Annotated in this window: 16 protein-coding genes, 1 pseudogene and 1 CRISPR repeat array; of the genes and pseudogenes, 11 read left to right on the top strand and 6 right to left on the bottom strand. The window is 42.3% G+C overall.

What is annotated here, in order from left to right; genetic code table 11:
• The 4 genes from H140_RS14715 to H140_RS0112790 all read left to right on the top strand — a co-directional run.
• The coding region (locus H140_RS14715; RefSeq protein ID WP_019673799.1) for a transposase at positions 1 to 262 on the top strand (262 nt) is incomplete at its 5' end.
• A gap of 362 nt (positions 263 to 624) precedes the next feature.
• Positions 625 to 1,794, top strand: coding sequence for an ABC transporter substrate-binding protein (locus H140_RS0112780; RefSeq protein WP_083932783.1), 1,170 nt, complete (start codon positions 625 to 627; stop codon positions 1,792 to 1,794).
• A 31-nt stretch (positions 1,795 to 1,825) separates the two neighbouring features.
• Positions 1,826 to 2,845, top strand: coding sequence for a FecCD family ABC transporter permease (locus tag H140_RS0112785; protein WP_019674048.1), 1,020 nt, complete (start codon positions 1,826 to 1,828; stop codon positions 2,843 to 2,845).
• Positions 2,842 to 3,639, top strand: coding sequence for an ABC transporter ATP-binding protein (locus tag H140_RS0112790; RefSeq protein ID WP_019674049.1), 798 nt, complete (start codon positions 2,842 to 2,844; stop codon positions 3,637 to 3,639). Before H140_RS0112785 ends, H140_RS0112790 begins: the two co-directional genes overlap by 4 nt.
• A gap of 213 nt (positions 3,640 to 3,852) precedes the next feature.
• Here the strand turns inward: H140_RS0112790 and H140_RS0112795 are convergent, their stop codons facing one another.
• Entirely contained in the window at positions 3,853 to 4,134 is a 282-nt protein-coding gene (locus H140_RS0112795) for a DUF503 domain-containing protein (RefSeq protein WP_026349098.1), read from the bottom strand.
• A 24-nt stretch (positions 4,135 to 4,158) separates the two neighbouring features.
• A complete protein-coding gene (locus tag H140_RS0112800; RefSeq protein ID WP_019674051.1) occupies positions 4,159 to 4,533 on the bottom strand; it encodes a DUF805 domain-containing protein in 375 nt (124 codons plus the stop codon).
• A 222-nt stretch (positions 4,534 to 4,755) separates the two neighbouring features.
• Here H140_RS0112800 and H140_RS0112805 point away from each other — a divergent pair, with 222 nt between their 5' ends.
• The 5 genes from H140_RS0112805 (at position 4,756) to gorA (ending at position 9,797) form a co-directional block, all read left to right on the top strand.
• On the top strand, positions 4,756 to 5,499 hold the full coding sequence (locus H140_RS0112805) for a hypothetical protein (RefSeq protein ID WP_019674052.1): 744 nt from the start codon (positions 4,756 to 4,758) through the stop codon (positions 5,497 to 5,499).
• 253 nt (positions 5,500 to 5,752) lie between these two features.
• Positions 5,753 to 6,745 (top strand): DUF368 domain-containing protein, encoded by a 993-nt coding sequence (locus tag H140_RS0112815; protein ID WP_019674054.1) that lies wholly within the window; start codon positions 5,753 to 5,755, stop codon positions 6,743 to 6,745.
• 98 nt (positions 6,746 to 6,843) lie between these two features.
• On the top strand, positions 6,844 to 7,716 hold the full coding sequence (locus H140_RS0112820; RefSeq protein WP_019674055.1) for a threonine/serine exporter family protein: 873 nt from the start codon (positions 6,844 to 6,846) through the stop codon (positions 7,714 to 7,716).
• 10 nt (positions 7,717 to 7,726) lie between these two features.
• Positions 7,727 to 8,179, top strand: a complete 453-nt coding sequence (locus H140_RS0112825) for a threonine/serine exporter family protein (protein WP_033427074.1) — start codon at positions 7,727 to 7,729, stop codon at positions 8,177 to 8,179.
• A gap of 262 nt (positions 8,180 to 8,441) precedes the next feature.
• Positions 8,442 to 9,797: a glutathione-disulfide reductase gene (gene gorA, locus H140_RS0112835; RefSeq protein WP_019674058.1), complete on the top strand. Its 1,356-nt coding sequence runs from the start codon at positions 8,442 to 8,444 to the stop codon at positions 9,795 to 9,797.
• Between the two features lie 124 nt (positions 9,798 to 9,921).
• Here gorA and H140_RS14720 read toward each other — a convergent pair whose 3' ends face one another.
• Positions 9,922 to 10,281 carry a LysE family translocator gene (locus H140_RS14720; RefSeq protein ID WP_019674059.1) on the bottom strand — a complete coding sequence of 120 codons (360 nt, stop codon included), beginning with the start codon at positions 10,279 to 10,281 and terminating at the stop codon, positions 9,922 to 9,924.
• 55 nt (positions 10,282 to 10,336) lie between these two features.
• Entirely contained in the window at positions 10,337 to 10,813 is a 477-nt protein-coding gene (gene smpB, locus H140_RS0112845) for an SsrA-binding protein SmpB (RefSeq protein ID WP_026349099.1), read from the bottom strand.
• 291 nt (positions 10,814 to 11,104) lie between these two features.
• On the opposite strand from smpB, the gene coaD reads away from it, so the two are divergent.
• Positions 11,105 to 11,614, top strand: coding sequence for a pantetheine-phosphate adenylyltransferase (gene coaD, locus H140_RS0112850; RefSeq protein ID WP_026349100.1), 510 nt, complete (start codon positions 11,105 to 11,107; stop codon positions 11,612 to 11,614).
• 4 nt (positions 11,615 to 11,618) lie between these two features.
• Positions 11,619 to 11,867: a YfhL family 4Fe-4S dicluster ferredoxin gene (locus H140_RS0112855; protein ID WP_019674062.1), complete on the top strand. Its 249-nt coding sequence runs from the start codon at positions 11,619 to 11,621 to the stop codon at positions 11,865 to 11,867.
• A gap of 107 nt (positions 11,868 to 11,974) precedes the next feature.
• Here H140_RS0112855 and H140_RS0112860 read toward each other — a convergent pair whose 3' ends face one another.
• Positions 11,975 to 12,385 carry a hypothetical protein gene (locus H140_RS0112860; RefSeq protein ID WP_019674063.1) on the bottom strand — a complete coding sequence of 137 codons (411 nt, stop codon included), beginning with the start codon at positions 12,383 to 12,385 and terminating at the stop codon, positions 11,975 to 11,977.
• A 655-nt stretch (positions 12,386 to 13,040) separates the two neighbouring features.
• Positions 13,041 to 15,409: direct repeats of the CRISPR family, unit length 28 nt; unit sequence CTTAACCACCGCACAGGTGGCTTAGAAA.
• A 13-nt stretch (positions 15,410 to 15,422) separates the two neighbouring features.
• Positions 15,423 to 15,681 (bottom strand): annotated as a pseudogene (locus H140_RS0112865) (IS5/IS1182 family transposase); the annotation flags it as partial.

A 15,681-nucleotide genomic window follows, 5' to 3' on the forward strand; every position in this document is an offset into this window, starting at 1 on the left:
CATGGATAATGCCAGTATTCATCATGCCAAGATTATCCAAGCTAGATTACCCATTTGGCAAGAACGAGGCTTGTTTATCTTTTATTTACCGCCTTATAGTCCGCATCTAAATATCATTGAGCGGTTATGGAAGGAGGTAAAACAGGCTTGGCTAAGACCTTGTGATTATGTTTCTTTCGATACGTTGTCTTATGCAGTTAATCGGGTTTTTGCTAATATTGGTGATTCCCTGTCGTTAAATTTTTCTACATTTAAAGTATAGGTATTTAATTTTGTTCGATTACTTATAGTAGCTCTCTTATAGTTAAGCTTAAACTCTAAAGCTTAAATGTGTCGCTTACAGACCCTGAATTTAATCAAATAAACTTAACTTACCACTGAGTGGTTTAAATTATTATAAATAAAAAATATCTACATAAACACTACACGCTTTATTATTATTTTTTCTTCAAAATCATTCCTTTTTAATCTCCTGCATCTTCCGATTTACAAGCCCTCGTATCCCCTATGGGGCTTATTGACTTGTTTTTTTTCTAGCGTAGACTTAGAGCTTTAAAGGTACTTTATTAACTTAGAACAAACCTAACTGAAACACATCATTAACATAAGCATTGTAGGAAACTGATGATGACAACAACAATTCATACCAGGTCACTGTATATCGCAATGGCCTTTGCACTTGCTTTATTAACCTTGATCGGCTGTACAAAAAAAGACAATGAAACAGCTGCTTCTGAAGCTGCTAATGATGCGCTTACTCATATTATTACTGACTTAAAAGGTCGAGAAGTCTCGGTCAAAAAAGACATTGAATCTGTTGCCGTAACCTTCAACCTTGAAGAATACTTGGCAGTGACTGGCGAAGAAGGCATTGATAAGCTGGTTGGTTTTAGTCATAAGTATTGGAAAGGTCGCCGTGGTGATGCTTGGGATACTTATTTGGCCAAATTCCCACAAATTGGCGAGACCACTGACATTGGCTATAACGACAGCATCAGTGTTGAAACCATTATCGCTCTAAAGCCTGATGTGCTTATCATGTCAGCACCGGTGAACTACTCTTTCATAGAGCCGCAACTGGACAGATTAAGCGCTGCTGATATTCCTGTTGTTTTTGTTGATTACCATTCACAAACGGTTGAGAATCATCAAAAAAGCACGCAGATGCTTGGCGACTTAATGGGCAAATCAGAACGTGCAAAAGAAATTGGTGAGTTTTATGCCAAACAGTTGGCCGTTGTAGAAGACAGATTAAGCACGCTTGCAGATGCAGATAAGCCAAAAGTTTATATGGAGTTTAGCCGTGGTGTGAATCAGTATGGTAACAGTTGGGGCAAAAAAATGTGGGGTGGCTTAATTCCTCAGGTCGGCGGTATCAATATTGCCAATGACTTTGGCGAAGGCAACCAAGTTGATGTTAACCCTGAGCTGGTTATTGCTGCCAATCCTGACGTGATCATCTTTACCGGTAGCCCGCAAGAAGACATCACCAACAACGTCGTTTTAGGCTATGGCACAGACAAACAAGCGGCACTAAAAGCCCTTGCCTCTTATAAAAATCGTCAAGGCTGGAGCGATCTTGCTGCTGTAAAAAACAATCAAATGTCTGCGATTTATCATGATCTATCTAGACATATTTTTGACTTTGCTGGCGCTCAAATGATGGCCAAATCTATCCATCCTGAATTGTTTGAAGACGTAAACCCTGAAGAGAACTTAAGACAGTTTTTTGAAAAGTACATGCCAATTGAGTTAACTGGCACTTGGTACATTACCCTTGCAGATGAAAAATAGTTATTAAAATAATTGCTGGGAAAAAACAGCCATGTCTACCGTTAGTTATCAATACTTAAATCGTAAAAAGCTCGTGATATTAGGCGCATTAGTGGTTCTGTGTTTTATATCATTTGTGGTAGATGTGGCGGTTGGTCCCGCCATGCTCTCCATCGAGCAAGTATTAAAGGGCATCTTCACACCCAACGAAGTAGAAAGCAATATTCGCGTTATTATGTCCCAAATTCGCCTGCCAATCGCCTTAATGGCGTTGCTAATTGGCTGCTTATTAGGGACAGCTGGCGCGGTGATGCAGACCATCTTACATAACCCCTTGGCCAGTCCCTACACTCTAGGTGTGGGTTCTGGTGCGGCATTTGGCGCGTCATTAGCCATTGTTTTAGGTTTGGGTGCGACCAGTGTCTCTTTACTGTCTTTTATCTTTTCTATCAGCGTGTGTATGCTGATTTATTTAATGGGAAAAAATAAAAACTTATCGACAAACAGTATGGTGCTTTCTGGTATCGCGTTGACCTTTTTATTCCAAGCACTACAAGCTTTGATCCAATATGGCTCGTCAGAAACCCAAAACCAAGCCATTGTGTTTTGGACCTTTGGTAGCCTACAACGTACCAGTTGGACCAATTTGGCCATCACTGCCACCGTTACCTTTATCTGCGTGCCTTTGTTACTAAAAGATGCGTGGAAATATACTGGCTTATTGATGGGCGATGAAAAAGCGGAAAGCTTGGGGATTCGAGTGGATGCCATCAAGTTAAAAGCCATGATTTTAATCTCGTTAATGGCTTCGGTCGCGGTCAGCTTTACGGGTACCATTGGCTTTATCGGACTGGCAGCGCCACATGTGGCTACTCGTCTGGTCGGCGAAGAAAAAAGATATCATCTAATCACTTCTGCCTTATGTGGCATGTTATTGCTGTCATTTGCCTCTATTATTAGTAAAGCCATCATGCCAGGCATTATTTATCCGATCGGTATTGTGACCTCAATTATTGGCGTACCATTCTTTTTCACATTGGTTCTCAGAAGAAAAAAGGGGCAAAAGATTTGAGTGGGTTAAAAATACAAAACCTGTCATTTGGCTATTCACAAAATGGGCCATGCATTCTCGAAAACATCAACTTCACTGCCAACCCTGGCGAAGTGACCAGTTTAATCGGTGCCAATGGTGCTGGTAAAAGTACGTTATTAAAGTCGTTGATGGGTCTTAATAAAGCAAAGGGCGACATTTTTATTGATGGTAAAAATAAGACAACTTACGCACCACATCAGTTGTCTAAGACCATCAGTTTTTTGACTCAAGACAACACTCATATTCCGTCTTTGACCGTATTTGAGGTTGTGCTGCTCGGACGCATGCACCAGCTTGGGATGAGTGTTGACAGCTGTGAGCTTGATAAGGTTCACAATATCTTGCAGACCTTGCATTTACAGAATCTAGCAGACAGACCATACAATCAGCTCAGTGGTGGACAGCGTAGAGTGGTAGATATTGCGCAAGCCATTGTCAAAGAGCCAAAGATATTGATTATGGATGAGCCTACTGCCAACCTAGATATGCAAAATGATTTAGAAATCATGGAGTTAATTCAGGCTTACACCCGTGCTAAGCAGACCACGACTTTACTAACCTTGCATGATTTAAATATGGCGTGTCGCTACTCTGATAAGTTGGTGATGTTAAAGTCAAAACATATTTATGCAGAAGGAACACCGCAACAAGTCATCAATCCCGCTTCTATTCAGGAAGTGTATGGCGTCGATGCTGATATCACCCAAGATGCCAATGGCATTCCTCAGCTGAAGATTTTGAATTCTACTCGGGCCCAGAACTATCAGTTTTAACCGTCAGTAGATTTAGCTTTCAAGAGCGGTTTAGCCCCGATTGCAGCGGTTAGCTTGGTGGGGTGTGGCGTATACAGTGCCTTGGGCAGCGGTGGTATCGAGGTAACAGGAACGCCGCTGTGCTTAGGCACTGTACGCCACGACCTGCCAACTAAAAGCGGAAAGCGGGATAAGCTTCATCATAATGACTTAATACCAATAACGAATATCGTCTTAAATAAACTCCCGTCTTACCTCCATAATCCGTGCCTCAACCACCCGCTGAATTTTGTCCTCAATCTGATTAAATTCAGATTCAATCTCACGCTTATTTAGCCCCACCACCACAAACGTCCATTCGCTGGCATCATGACGATTGCGCTCACCGCTTTCACACACCGCCACCGCAGGATTGCGCCCAAAGCGCTCATGCAATCCGCCCATCCGCATTCGCTTTTCTTTCAGCGAACCACAACCAGGCAATGAAAAAGTTAAGGTTAAAATTCCAATTGGCATAGCAGTCACCATCAATATTTTAAATTAAGACATGATACCTTTAGGATTTGGACCATATTTATTGGCACCTGGCTCACTGTCTAAACAGCAGAATATCAATAAGATAAAACTACCGATATAAGGGACGGAACCTATCAATATCCACCAACCACTTTTACCAATATCATGCAAACGTCGAATGGTAACCGCCCACATTGGTACGATAAGACCCAACATAAAGATCAAGGCTATGCTGAATCCTATATTCATCACCTTTTCTGAACTACCAAATCCAAAAATAATCCATATAGCTAATAAAATTAGCCAGTAAAACAGATTAAACAACCAATACTCTTTGCGTCTTGCTCGGCCGTCAAACTGCGCATATCTATTTTTTATCGTATCCAAAAACCAGTTCATTTTTTAAATCCTTTGTGTTCAAGACAGTTAAATACTGATACCAATCCAGCTCAGTAACGTTAAACTCGGTAATGTTAAATGACAAACCCAGTTATACCATTGAATCCGCGTCATTCTCAATATCACGCCACCTTTGATAAAAATTAAGCCGTGAAATAAAGACCGCATTAATGTTAAGGTTAAACTAAATACTGATCTCTAACTACCTGAAAGGATGCCACCATGAGCAGCTTAATGAATCGTCAACGACTGAAAGTAATAACCAAAAGTGTGGCGCTGCTATTAGCCGGACTGATCGGCATCCATGCGCCCAGTGTTGCCAGCTCAACAAACCACTCGCTCACAGCCAGTCAACACCAAGAGCGACCGACACTCTCTGACATCGTCCCACCCGAAATGCTGGCAGCCTATAAAGGCTTTCAGGCAGATGCTGACATTGTGCGACTGCAACAGCTCAAGTATTGGGTCGACTTAATTGAAGCCTATCACAATAAAACAGGGCGCTATCCACTGCAAAATAAGCAGCAAAGAAACCTGACTGTCTTTATCGCCACCCCTCAACAACAGCAATATACCTATCAATTGCCCGGCTCTGAATACGCCACCATGACCCAATTCGTTAATGATTTAGAGGCAGGGCTTGGACACCCTATCGAAGAACGTTATGACCCGCAATACGCACCAGACGTTAAGCCCAATTATTATATTTATATGCTCGATGGCGATGATTATTTCTTCGCCATTCACACCCATCAAGATTACTCATTTAGTCGCCCTGTCGCGCCCGATTACAACAAGGTTGAGGTGTCTAATCGCTATCATAATTATACGCCAAAGATATTAACCTCCAGTATGTTATTTCAATCAAAAGCCTATAAACAAGCTGCGTCAAAGAGACTACAAAAACCTGAATTTTTCTCACAGCGTGAGGCGCTAACCTTACAAGCAACCAAATCTGAACCGTAGCCAATACGTCAAAACACAATAACCACCTTAAAAATAACCACCTTAAAGGATATCTACGCCAGTAATCAACCGAATAAATGACCAAGATATCCTTTTGCGCCAACGCCCTTGATGAAATTTGTGCAGAAAACAGCGCCAGCGATTGCTGTTATCTATCCCTGCCTGCTAAAATGCAGGCCTTATTAACCACAAAACACTATATTTAGCGACCCTAACGTATTATCCGCTTATTATTATCTTGAAAGGAATGTCGATGTCGGCACCACAATCACCAAAACCCACACCCTCTAATCAAACTCAAAATCAGACGCCACCCAATTCAGTCACTCGGACAGACAGTCCGAGACAGCTCGGCGCCGTTTATGTCAAAGGCATGGCGATGGGTGCTGCCGATATCGTGCCCGGTGTGTCTGGTGGTACCATCGCTTTGATTGCTGGTGTCTATGAGCGCCTGATTAACGCTTTGGGCAGTATTGGACCACATCTGTGGCAAGTCTATCGCCAACAAGGCGGCATCAAAGGCTTAATTACGGTATGGCGCTATGTGGATGCCACATTTTTATTGGCGCTGCTATTGGGAATTGTCACCAGCTTTGCTACCCTAGCCGGCATTATTAAACATCTACTAGACAATCAGCCCCTGTTAATCTGGTCATTTTTCTTTGGCTTAGTCGTGGCCACTGTGCTAATTTTATTAACTGAAATTAAGCAGTGGAATCTGTCGCGTGCCTTACTGTTCGTGGTCGGTATTGGAGCAGCAGTCGGTGTTAGTAGCTTGCCACTGATGACCACAGAGCCAAGTCTGCCGTATATCTTCTTTTCTGGTGCATTGGCCATTTGTGCCATGATTTTGCCCGGTATTTCAGGGTCATTTATTTTATTGCTACTTGGTGTGTACGATCATATTTTAGAAGCCGTGCATGACTTTAATCTGACGGTAATCTTAACCTTGGTCGCTGGCATGGCAACTGGCTTATTGGCTTTTACGCATGCGCTCAAGTGGCTCTTGGCCCGTTATTATCAAGGAACATTGGCACTATTAACTGGCTTTATCGCTGGCTCTTTGGTCAAAGTCTGGCCGTGGAAAGTCGATGCTTTGGGCACCTTAAACAGTGATGCCATTCATAATGTGGCACCTTGGCATTATCCAGGTGGTGCTCAGTGGGTCATGACAATAGGCTTAATGTTACTTGGTGCTATCTTGGTATCGGCAGTGTCTTGGTGGGGCAAGCGCCAACAGCAATAATAGAGCTTTAATACGAAAATTAGATAAAACTTAGATAAAAATTAGATACATAATCTGGACACCCACTCAATTTTAAAATATGAAATAGACCTTAAACCATGACCTATCTAAATTACGCCCAGCAGCAACGCATTACCCGCCTATGTGTGCGTTGCGGGCTATTATTAATGCAGTATGGCGCTGAGTCTGCGGTTGTGGTGGATTTATCAAAACGCTTAGGTCATGCCTTAGGTGTGGACAGTGTCGAGTGTGCGCTGGGCTTTAATGCCATCACCTTAACTACCATCTTTCATGAGCGCTGCATCACCACCACCAGAGATACCATTAACCAAAGTATTAATGTCAATTTGTTGGTGCAGATTCAGCAGATTGTGAATAAGGCAGAACAAGATGCTCTCGCCTATGCCACGGCCTCAAACATCAGCTACGCCGATCTGACTAATAAATCTTGCATAGACACCAATATCTCTGCATTTACCAACCGTCAGGCAATGATTGATGATATCAGCTGTGCCTTTGATACCTTGGACAAAACCGTCTATCCGCCTTGGCTGGTCGGGCTATTTGTGGGCTTATCTTGCGCCACCTTTGCTTATTTAAATGGTGGTAGCTTGCCTATTGCAGCGGTCACCTTTGTGGCCGGCATGGTGGCAATGTTAACTCGTATCTTTTTATCCAAGCATCATTTCAATCCGTTTATTACGGTGATTGTCACCGCTTTTATTGCCTCACTGATTGGCGCAACCACCTATTATTTTGATATCGGTAATAATGCTGATATTGCGGTGGCATCCAGTGTGTTGCTGTTGGTTCCTAGCTTTCCACTGATTAATTCATTGTCTGATATCTTAAAGGGCTATATTAATATTGGTATTGGACGGGCGGTATTTACTTATATGCTGACCTTATCGGCGTGCGTGGGTATTGTGATTGCACTGGTATTATTACGCATTCAGCACTGGGGCTTTTAATATGTGGGATATGTGGCTACTTCAAACCATGGTACTCTCCAGCATCATTACGCTGGGCTGGACGCTAATGTTCACAGTACCTAAGCGTTATATTCTGCCCTGCCTGCTGATGACGGCCTTTGGATTTGGGCTAAAGACTTATTTGCTCCAACATGACGTGCATTTAGTGATTGCCAGTTTTTGTGGCGCTATGATTGCCAGTTTTGTTGGGGTTTATTTTTCAAAGAAATACACCCTTACGCCAAAGGCACTTATCTCACCAAGCGTGATCTGCATGATGCCCGGTATTCCTGCATACAAAGCGATGGTCAGCATGGTACAAATTGGCTATTTCGGCTTTTCTGATGCCTTATTTAATCAAATGATGACCTACTTTTTTGAGGCTTTATTTGTGACTTCGGGGCTGGTATTGGGCTTATCGATTCCTGGATTATTGTTTTATCGTCGCCGTCCGATCGTTTGAGCCATCCGATTGTTTGAGCCATCCGATTGTTTGAGCCATCCGATTGTTTGAAATAAAGCGTTATCAATTTAGCCAAACTTAATGTTAAACAAATCACTATAAACAGTTACCCGCTTATCCTTTACAATAGCTGTATATGTTTTAAAAACTTATCATTTTTTTCTTTAATCAGCTTTATGTTTAATCCGTTTAATAAGCTGAATAGTGACTCTATTTTATCTTTAATTCGTTTAATTTTAATAATAAAAGGCAGTAACTTAATATGACAAAACATTATGATTACATCGCAATTGGTGGCGGTAGTGGTGGTATTGCGTCAATCAACAGAGCAGCCATGTATGGCAAAAAATGTGCCATTATTGAAGCCAATCATTTAGGTGGCACCTGTGTCAACCTAGGCTGTGTGCCCAAAAAAGTCATGTGGTATGGCGCACAAGTAGCAGAAGCCATGCACAAATATGCGCCAGATTATGGCTTTGATGTCGATATTAAAGACTTTGGTTATAGCAAGCTGATTGAGACCCGCCAAAAATACATTGGCAACATCCATCGTGCTTACGAAAAAAACTTAGGCAACAACAATGTTGAAGTGATTAACGGCTTTGCCAAGTTTGTCGACAAAAACACAGTTGAAGTCAATGGCGAGCACATCACCGCTGATCATATCTTGATTGCCACTGGTGGTCGTCCGGTCCTTCCAGATGTCAAAGGTGCAGAGTATGGTATCGATTCAGATGGCTTCTTTGCGCTCAATGAATTACCAAAACGAGTTGCCATTGCTGGCGCCGGCTATGTGGCGGTAGAAATCGCTGGTGTATTACGCAGCCTTGGCTCAGAAGTAGATCTGTATGTTCGCCACGACCGTCCACTGCGTCAATTCGATGACAGTATCGTCGAAGTCTTACTGGAAGTATTTGAGCAAGATGGTATCAATTTGCATCCAAATACCTCAATTGTCGAAGTCACCAAAAATGCTGACGACAGTCTAACCTTGCATCTAAAAGATGGCAGCCAACAAACGGTTGATTGCTTAATCTGGGCTGTCGGTCGTGTACCTCAAACAGACAGCATTAACTTAGAAGTCACCGGCGTTGAAACCACAGAAGACGGCAAAATAAAAGTGGATAAATACCAAAACACCAATATTGAGGGGATTTATGCAGTCGGTGATATCATCGAAAATAGCATTGACCTAACCCCTGTGGCTGTGGCTGCTGGTCGCCGCTTGTCTGAGCGTTTGTTTAACAATAAACCAAACGAACATCTTGATTACAACTTAGTGCCGACCGTTATCTTTACCCATCCACCGATTGGTACCATTGGCTTATCAGAGCAACAAGCCATTGAGCAGCATGGCGCTGATAACATCAAGTGCTACAACTCAACCTTTACCCCTATGTATAGTGCGGTTACTCAGCATCGTCAAAAGTGTAAAATGAAGTTGGTATGCTTGGGTGAAGAAGAAAAAATCGTTGGTTTACACGGCATCGGCTTTGGTGTTGATGAAATGATTCAAGGTTTTGCAGTAGCGATTAAGATGGGCGCAACCAAAGCAGACTTTGATAACACGGTTGCCATCCACCCTACTGGCTCAGAAGAGTTTGTGACCATGCGCTAAGCGGCTCAATCCTGACTAAAGCCCCATAAAAGAAGCCACTTATCAATCTGATAAGTGGCTTTTGCTTAACTTAAGTTTCTACTTAGTGAAATAGTCTTTTGACACTAATCCTTAAACACTAGCACTAGCCCTTTGACAGCAGCCAAACACCGGCCAGCCCCATAAACGAAGAGCCGACACGATTAAAGCGTTGCCGTGCTTTTGCCGTCTTTAACTGTTGCTGAGCATAAGAGGCCATAAATGCATACAGCATCATGCTCACCATGGCGCTACAAAATATCACCACACATAAGACGCTGATATCTATTCCTGTTAAATTTGCCACTGGAAAAAAGCTGGGCAATAAGCTGACATAAAACAAAATCACCTTAGGATTACTTAGCGATACCAAACAGCCGGAGGTAACGCTTTTTAGGCTGTCTTTTTCACCTGACTTTTTGGCATCTGCCGTCAACACCTGAGCTTCAATCTCGGCTGGCACCATTCTCCACATCTATAAAAGTGAGCAGTTGTAGGCTGGTTATGGTCATAAAATTGGCCTAGTCTAGATGCTGTTTAAAGCCACGCTCTTTATCACGTTGCCAGTCTCTTTCTTTGATGGTCTTACGCTTATCATGCAGCTTCTTACCTTTGGCCAAACCAATTTTGCATTTTACCAATGAGTTTTTCCAATACACCTCTAGTGGAATACAGGCATAGCCTTTTTGATTGACCGCACCAAATAAGGTATCAATCTCTTTGCGATGCAGTAGCAATTTACGGGTACGGATACTGTCTGGCACCACATGAGTCGAGCTTGAAATCAGCGGCTGAATGTGAGCGCCGAACAAAAAGGCTTCATTATTGCGAAAGATGACATAAGCTTCCGTAATACTCATTTTACCAGCTCGAATGGCTTTAACCTCCCAGCCTTGTAGCTCGAGACCAGCTTCATAAGTTTCTTCAATAAAATATTCATGACGCGCCTTTCTATTTAGCGCAATCTGATTCGATGGTTTTTTTGCTTTTTTTGCCATAATACACTCTCTTAATAGCCAAGCCAGTTGACTATCCATAAGGATACCCGCCATGCCTAGCTTGTCGTACATGTCCCCAAACTTAGCGTAACGCCAAGTCAGGTCGAACCCTTAGTATAACAAACCGCTGGTTGCAAGCGACAATAATCTTACCTCTTGCACAAAAATTTGATACGATAGGTGCTCTAGCTCTATTAGTAACTCAACTAAGTGAGCTGAGTGAGCGATTGTTATTCACTTAATTTATCTGATTTATCTTTTTATTCAACCAACGACTTTAAGCCAAATACCATGACTCAATCTTCCACCCTACATACAAAAGTTGTTTACCCCGGCACCTTTGATCCTATTACCAATGGTCATATCGACTTAGTTAACCGCGCCGTAAAACTGTTTGATGAAGTGGTTATCTCAGTGGCCTTGGGTCATCATAAAAAGCCCATGTTTAACTTTGAAGAGCGTGTCGAATTGGTAGAAACCGTCTTTGCAGACTTACCACAAGTCACTGTGGTTGGCTTTGAAGGGCTATTGGTTGAGTTTATGCGAGAGCAAAAAGCCACTGCGGTATTGCGTGGGCTACGTGCTATGTCTGACTTTGAATATGAGTTCCAATTGGCCAATATGAACCGTGAGCTCGATGATAATTTTGAAGCTGTGTTTTTAACCCCTGCCCCTGAATATTCATTTATCTCATCTACCATGATTCGTGAGATTGCAAAACTTAACGGAGATGTTAGAAAGTTTGTACCAGAGATTGTACAACAAGCCTTTGACAATAAACGTGCCAACCATTGGGAGTAGAAAAATGGCATTAATGATTACTGATGAATGTATTAATTGCGATGTGTGTGAGCCAGTCTGCCCAAATGATGCCATCTATGAAGGTGACGATATTTATGAAATCAACCCTGACCTATGCACTGAATGTGTTGGTCACTTTGATGAGCCTCAGTGTGTCGAAATCTGTCCAATTGATTGTATTCCTAAAGATCCAAACCATGTCGAATCAGAGGGCGATTTAATGGCCAAATACAAGCGGATCACTGGCAACTAATCAACCTCACTAGCGATATAATAGCGTAATATGGCAACAACTTTTAGGTGTTCTACCAACTGCTATGTTCTACCAACTGCTATATGCCTTATCCTACATAAGTCAGATTAATCTGAGTGGGTGCGACAAATAACTAGCGGAAAAGTGGCAATAACCATCAAAAATATATACACCACCAATCCAAACATATAGTCGCCTAAATAAGGACGGTTGCCTTCAAAATCCAAAAAAAGCTCATACATTAAAAAAACAACCCCCAATACAGGGAACATCAAGGCCATCAAAAAGTGGGTGTAAGCAACCTTATCAGATCGGTACTCACCTTTAACAAACAATACAAGTGTTGCAATAAGATGAATGAAAAAAAAAGGAATAATAACCAGCCAAAAATAATTGAGGCTAATGCTTTGAAACTGCCATGATGCATAGACAGGGCTAGATATCAGCAGTATGGATATAAACACTGTCAGTTTGTTGAGTCTAGTAACGTCATAAGGCAAGGTTGCTTTGTTTGTCATAATGTTAAGTACTCAGTGTTAATTGCTATTGGTCATCCAAATTGGAGTCGCAGTCTAGGGCGTGTCTTCGATTCATGCAATAACATTTAAAAAATAAAGATGCGCCCTAGTCACCTATCATAGCTTTGTCTGTGCTTACTGGGGGGTGATACTATTCAATCCGTATCCGCTCTCTACTGTATGTCAAAATTAGGGAAAAATGCAACTTTAATTGTGCTGTTCATCACCGAATCCAAGTGGTAAACCCACCCATCTACTCGCTCAAGGTGTTACAATAACCAGCCTGTTGATAAAGCAACAGCAGGAACCTTTAGTAACACCTTTTCTGAAAAATAACCTATCTTTGTCAAACTCGCTAAACCTACTAATTATAGCATTTGCTCTCGTTTTCCTCGATATCTTAATTTTTAGATTTGGTATAACTATGGTATGAGTAAAATGCACGGTAGTGTCACTGTTCTACATTTTTAAAAATATCATTAAATTGGTTGTGACGAATGACCCAAAAAGAGGAGTAAAAAAAACCCTCTTTTTGTACTATTTAAAAATTTATATTTAAATCAAAGAGTTATAATATAGCTCAAAAAAGAGGGTAAAAACAGGGTTTTTGCCCTCCAAGCTTTGTCATAACTCATTTTTTTGAGGTATAATTCCTCTTAACCACCGCACAGGTGGCTTAGAAACCTAGCCCTCACTGCTATACAGCAAAGGTCTGCTTAACCACCGCACAGGTGGCTTAGAAAGTTTGAGGTGGTAGCAGACTCTTTTAAACCTACTTAACCACCGCACAGGTGGCTTAGAAATCTCGTATTTTCCACTCCTCTTGTTCTAAGAGCTTAACCACCGCACAGGTGGCTTAGAAACCGCATATCCCTACACATAGGGAGAAGACTAGCTTAACCACCGCACAGGTGGCTTAGAAACTATAACCGAAGATTCTATCACCAAGTTATACCTTAACCACCGCACAGGTGGCTTAGAAAAATGCAAGATAGATTAAATTTCTTGCCGATGCCTTAACCACCGCACAGGTGGCTTAGAAAAAGTACAGCAAGCCCTGACGACACAGCAAGACCTTAACCACCGCACAGGTGGCTTAGAAACTAAAGCATTTGAAATGAATTCAAATACTTTACTTAACCACCGCACAGGTGGCTTAGAAATACTACGATAAGGCAGACCGCCCACTGGTTGACTTAACCACCGCACAGGTGGCTTAGAAACTGTGCGTGCAATGCTTCGGCTTGTTGTCGCTCTTAACCACCGCACAGGTGGCTTAGAAATTATGTAAATGGTCGCCTGTTCTCAAGACAATCTTAACCACCGCACAGGTGGCTTAGAAAAATAGGATGTTTATCTATATCAACATCTGTTACTTAACCACCGCACAGGTGGCTTAGAAATTGCGATAGTTGATCGACATCATGAATTTAAACTTAACCACCGCACAGGTGGCTTAGAAACTGACGGCACAGCAGGACACGATACAGCGACACTTAACCACCGCACAGGTGGCTTAGAAAAAAGACTTAGTTAACAAATATGGGGTAGCGGTCTTAACCACCGCACAGGTGGCTTAGAAATTAAATAAAAAAAATAAAAAAATAAAAAAGTCCTTAACCACCGCACAGGTGGCTTAGAAAAGCTCTGCTCTAAGCTTATTTTTATTAGTAAACTTAACCACCGCACAGGTGGCTTAGAAATATATTTGCTAAAAGATCGGCCCAGCGAGCTTCTTAACCACCGCACAGGTGGCTTAGAAATATAAGGCTTGATGGAGTCTGTATCTAAATAAACTTAACCACCGCACAGGTGGCTTAGAAAATTATTTAACAAGTCATACCGCTGTTTGAGGTCTTAACCACCGCACAGGTGGCTTAGAAATGCTTGCGCATACTTGCTTTTTCGATAAAGTACTTAACCACCGCACAGGTGGCTTAGAAAGTGCTTATATTCTTTGTTAAGCTCGTCTAGTACTTAACCACCGCACAGGTGGCTTAGAAAAACAACTACACGACTAGCCGTTGATACTCATGCTTAACCACCGCACAGGTGGCTTAGAAAATGAACGGCATTTTTTTCTAAAGCGTCAACAACTTAACCACCGCACAGGTGGCTTAGAAAAACTGGGTAAAGCTCAGAATGCAACAGGACACCTTAACCACCGCACAGGTGGCTTAGAAAACTTAAAGACGAAGAAATTTAAACAAACAAAACTTAACCACCGCACAGGTGGCTTAGAAACAATGCGTATAGCGTAGCCTTGGCTTTAGATTCTTAACCACCGCACAGGTGGCTTAGAAATTATCCAGTATTTAGCAGAGTCGGTTATTGCCCTTAACCACCGCACAGGTGGCTTAGAAAAAACGGCAGTGGATTGTTTTCACCAAATCTGACTTAACCACCGCACAGGTGGCTTAGAAATTCAAGGGGGAGACGCAGCAGGGTTAACGTCCCTTAACCACCGCACAGGTGGCTTAGAAATACGGTATCGTCTACCAATAGGGCTTTTGACGCTTAACCACCGCACAGGTGGCTTAGAAATACTGTATAGATGCACCTACAAAACCGCCAAACTTAACCACCGCACAGGTGGCTTAGAAAACCAATGGTGGAGATTAAAACAGCGACACGCCCTTAACCACCGCACAGGTGGCTTAGAAATCGAGGGTATTGACAACACATTACCTAGCAGGCTTAACCACCGCACAGGTGGCTTAGAAATCTGTTTGCTGTCTGATAGACTCATGGCAGCACTTAACCACCGCACAGGTGGCTTAGAAATTGTAAAAATGGCGCAATGCAGAATGGTCGTTCTTAACCACCGCACAGGTGGCTTAGAAATAAGCAGTTAACGCTAATCTTGTGGGGGTGGACTTAACCACCGCACAGGTGGCTTAGAAATTGCAGCGCAAGACGCTCTCTTGCTCGTCTGGCTTAACCACCGCACAGGTGGCTTAGAAATCGCCTTTATAATACCGTTTTTTTGCAATCTCCTTAACCACCGCACAGGTGGCTTAGAAGCTGTATTCACAAGTTAAAGAGTCCTTAATATGAGATGGATGTGAGCCAACTTAACGAAATTCTCAGCAGAGGTCACAGTAACTTCGAAATCCTTAGCAAGACGACGTGAGTTATTTAGCCAAGCAAAGGTACGTTCAACAACCCAGCGTTTAGGAATAATCTGCCAAGAACCTGCAATCTTAGTTGAGATATCGACAGGTAACTTAAAATCTTGCATCATTTGTTCCTCAAAGGTTCTACGATAACCTGCATCAGCAGATACGGCTTTAATA

This window comes from Psychrobacter lutiphocae DSM 21542 (genome assembly GCF_000382145.1).
Classification (GTDB): domain Bacteria; phylum Pseudomonadota; class Gammaproteobacteria; order Pseudomonadales; family Moraxellaceae; genus Psychrobacter; species Psychrobacter lutiphocae.

Bases quoted from the DNA above. Each gene is read 5' to 3' on its own strand.
- H140_RS0112780 (WP_083932783.1), top strand. From the start codon at position 625: ATGATGACAACAACAATTCATACCAGGTCACTGTATATCGCAATGGCC.
- H140_RS0112785 (WP_019674048.1), top strand. From the start codon at position 1,826: ATGTCTACCGTTAGTTATCAATACTTAAATCGTAAAAAGCTCGTGATA.
- H140_RS0112795 (WP_026349098.1), bottom strand. From the start codon at position 4,134: ATGCCAATTGGAATTTTAACCTTAACTTTTTCATTGCCTGGTTGTGGT.
- H140_RS0112800 (WP_019674051.1), bottom strand. From the start codon at position 4,533: ATGAACTGGTTTTTGGATACGATAAAAAATAGATATGCGCAGTTTGAC.
- H140_RS0112805 (WP_019674052.1), top strand. From the start codon at position 4,756: ATGAGCAGCTTAATGAATCGTCAACGACTGAAAGTAATAACCAAAAGT.
- H140_RS0112815 (WP_019674054.1), top strand. From the start codon at position 5,753: ATGTCGGCACCACAATCACCAAAACCCACACCCTCTAATCAAACTCAA.
- H140_RS0112820 (WP_019674055.1), top strand. From the start codon at position 6,844: ATGACCTATCTAAATTACGCCCAGCAGCAACGCATTACCCGCCTATGT.
- H140_RS0112825 (WP_033427074.1), top strand. From the start codon at position 7,727: ATGTGGCTACTTCAAACCATGGTACTCTCCAGCATCATTACGCTGGGC.
- gorA (WP_019674058.1), top strand. From the start codon at position 8,442: ATGACAAAACATTATGATTACATCGCAATTGGTGGCGGTAGTGGTGGT.
- H140_RS14720 (WP_019674059.1), bottom strand. From the start codon at position 10,281: ATGGTGCCAGCCGAGATTGAAGCTCAGGTGTTGACGGCAGATGCCAAA.
- smpB (WP_026349099.1), bottom strand. From the start codon at position 10,813: ATGGCAAAAAAAGCAAAAAAACCATCGAATCAGATTGCGCTAAATAGA.
- coaD (WP_026349100.1), top strand. From the start codon at position 11,105: ATGACTCAATCTTCCACCCTACATACAAAAGTTGTTTACCCCGGCACC.
- H140_RS0112855 (WP_019674062.1), top strand. From the start codon at position 11,619: ATGGCATTAATGATTACTGATGAATGTATTAATTGCGATGTGTGTGAG.
- H140_RS0112860 (WP_019674063.1), bottom strand. From the start codon at position 12,385: ATGACAAACAAAGCAACCTTGCCTTATGACGTTACTAGACTCAACAAA.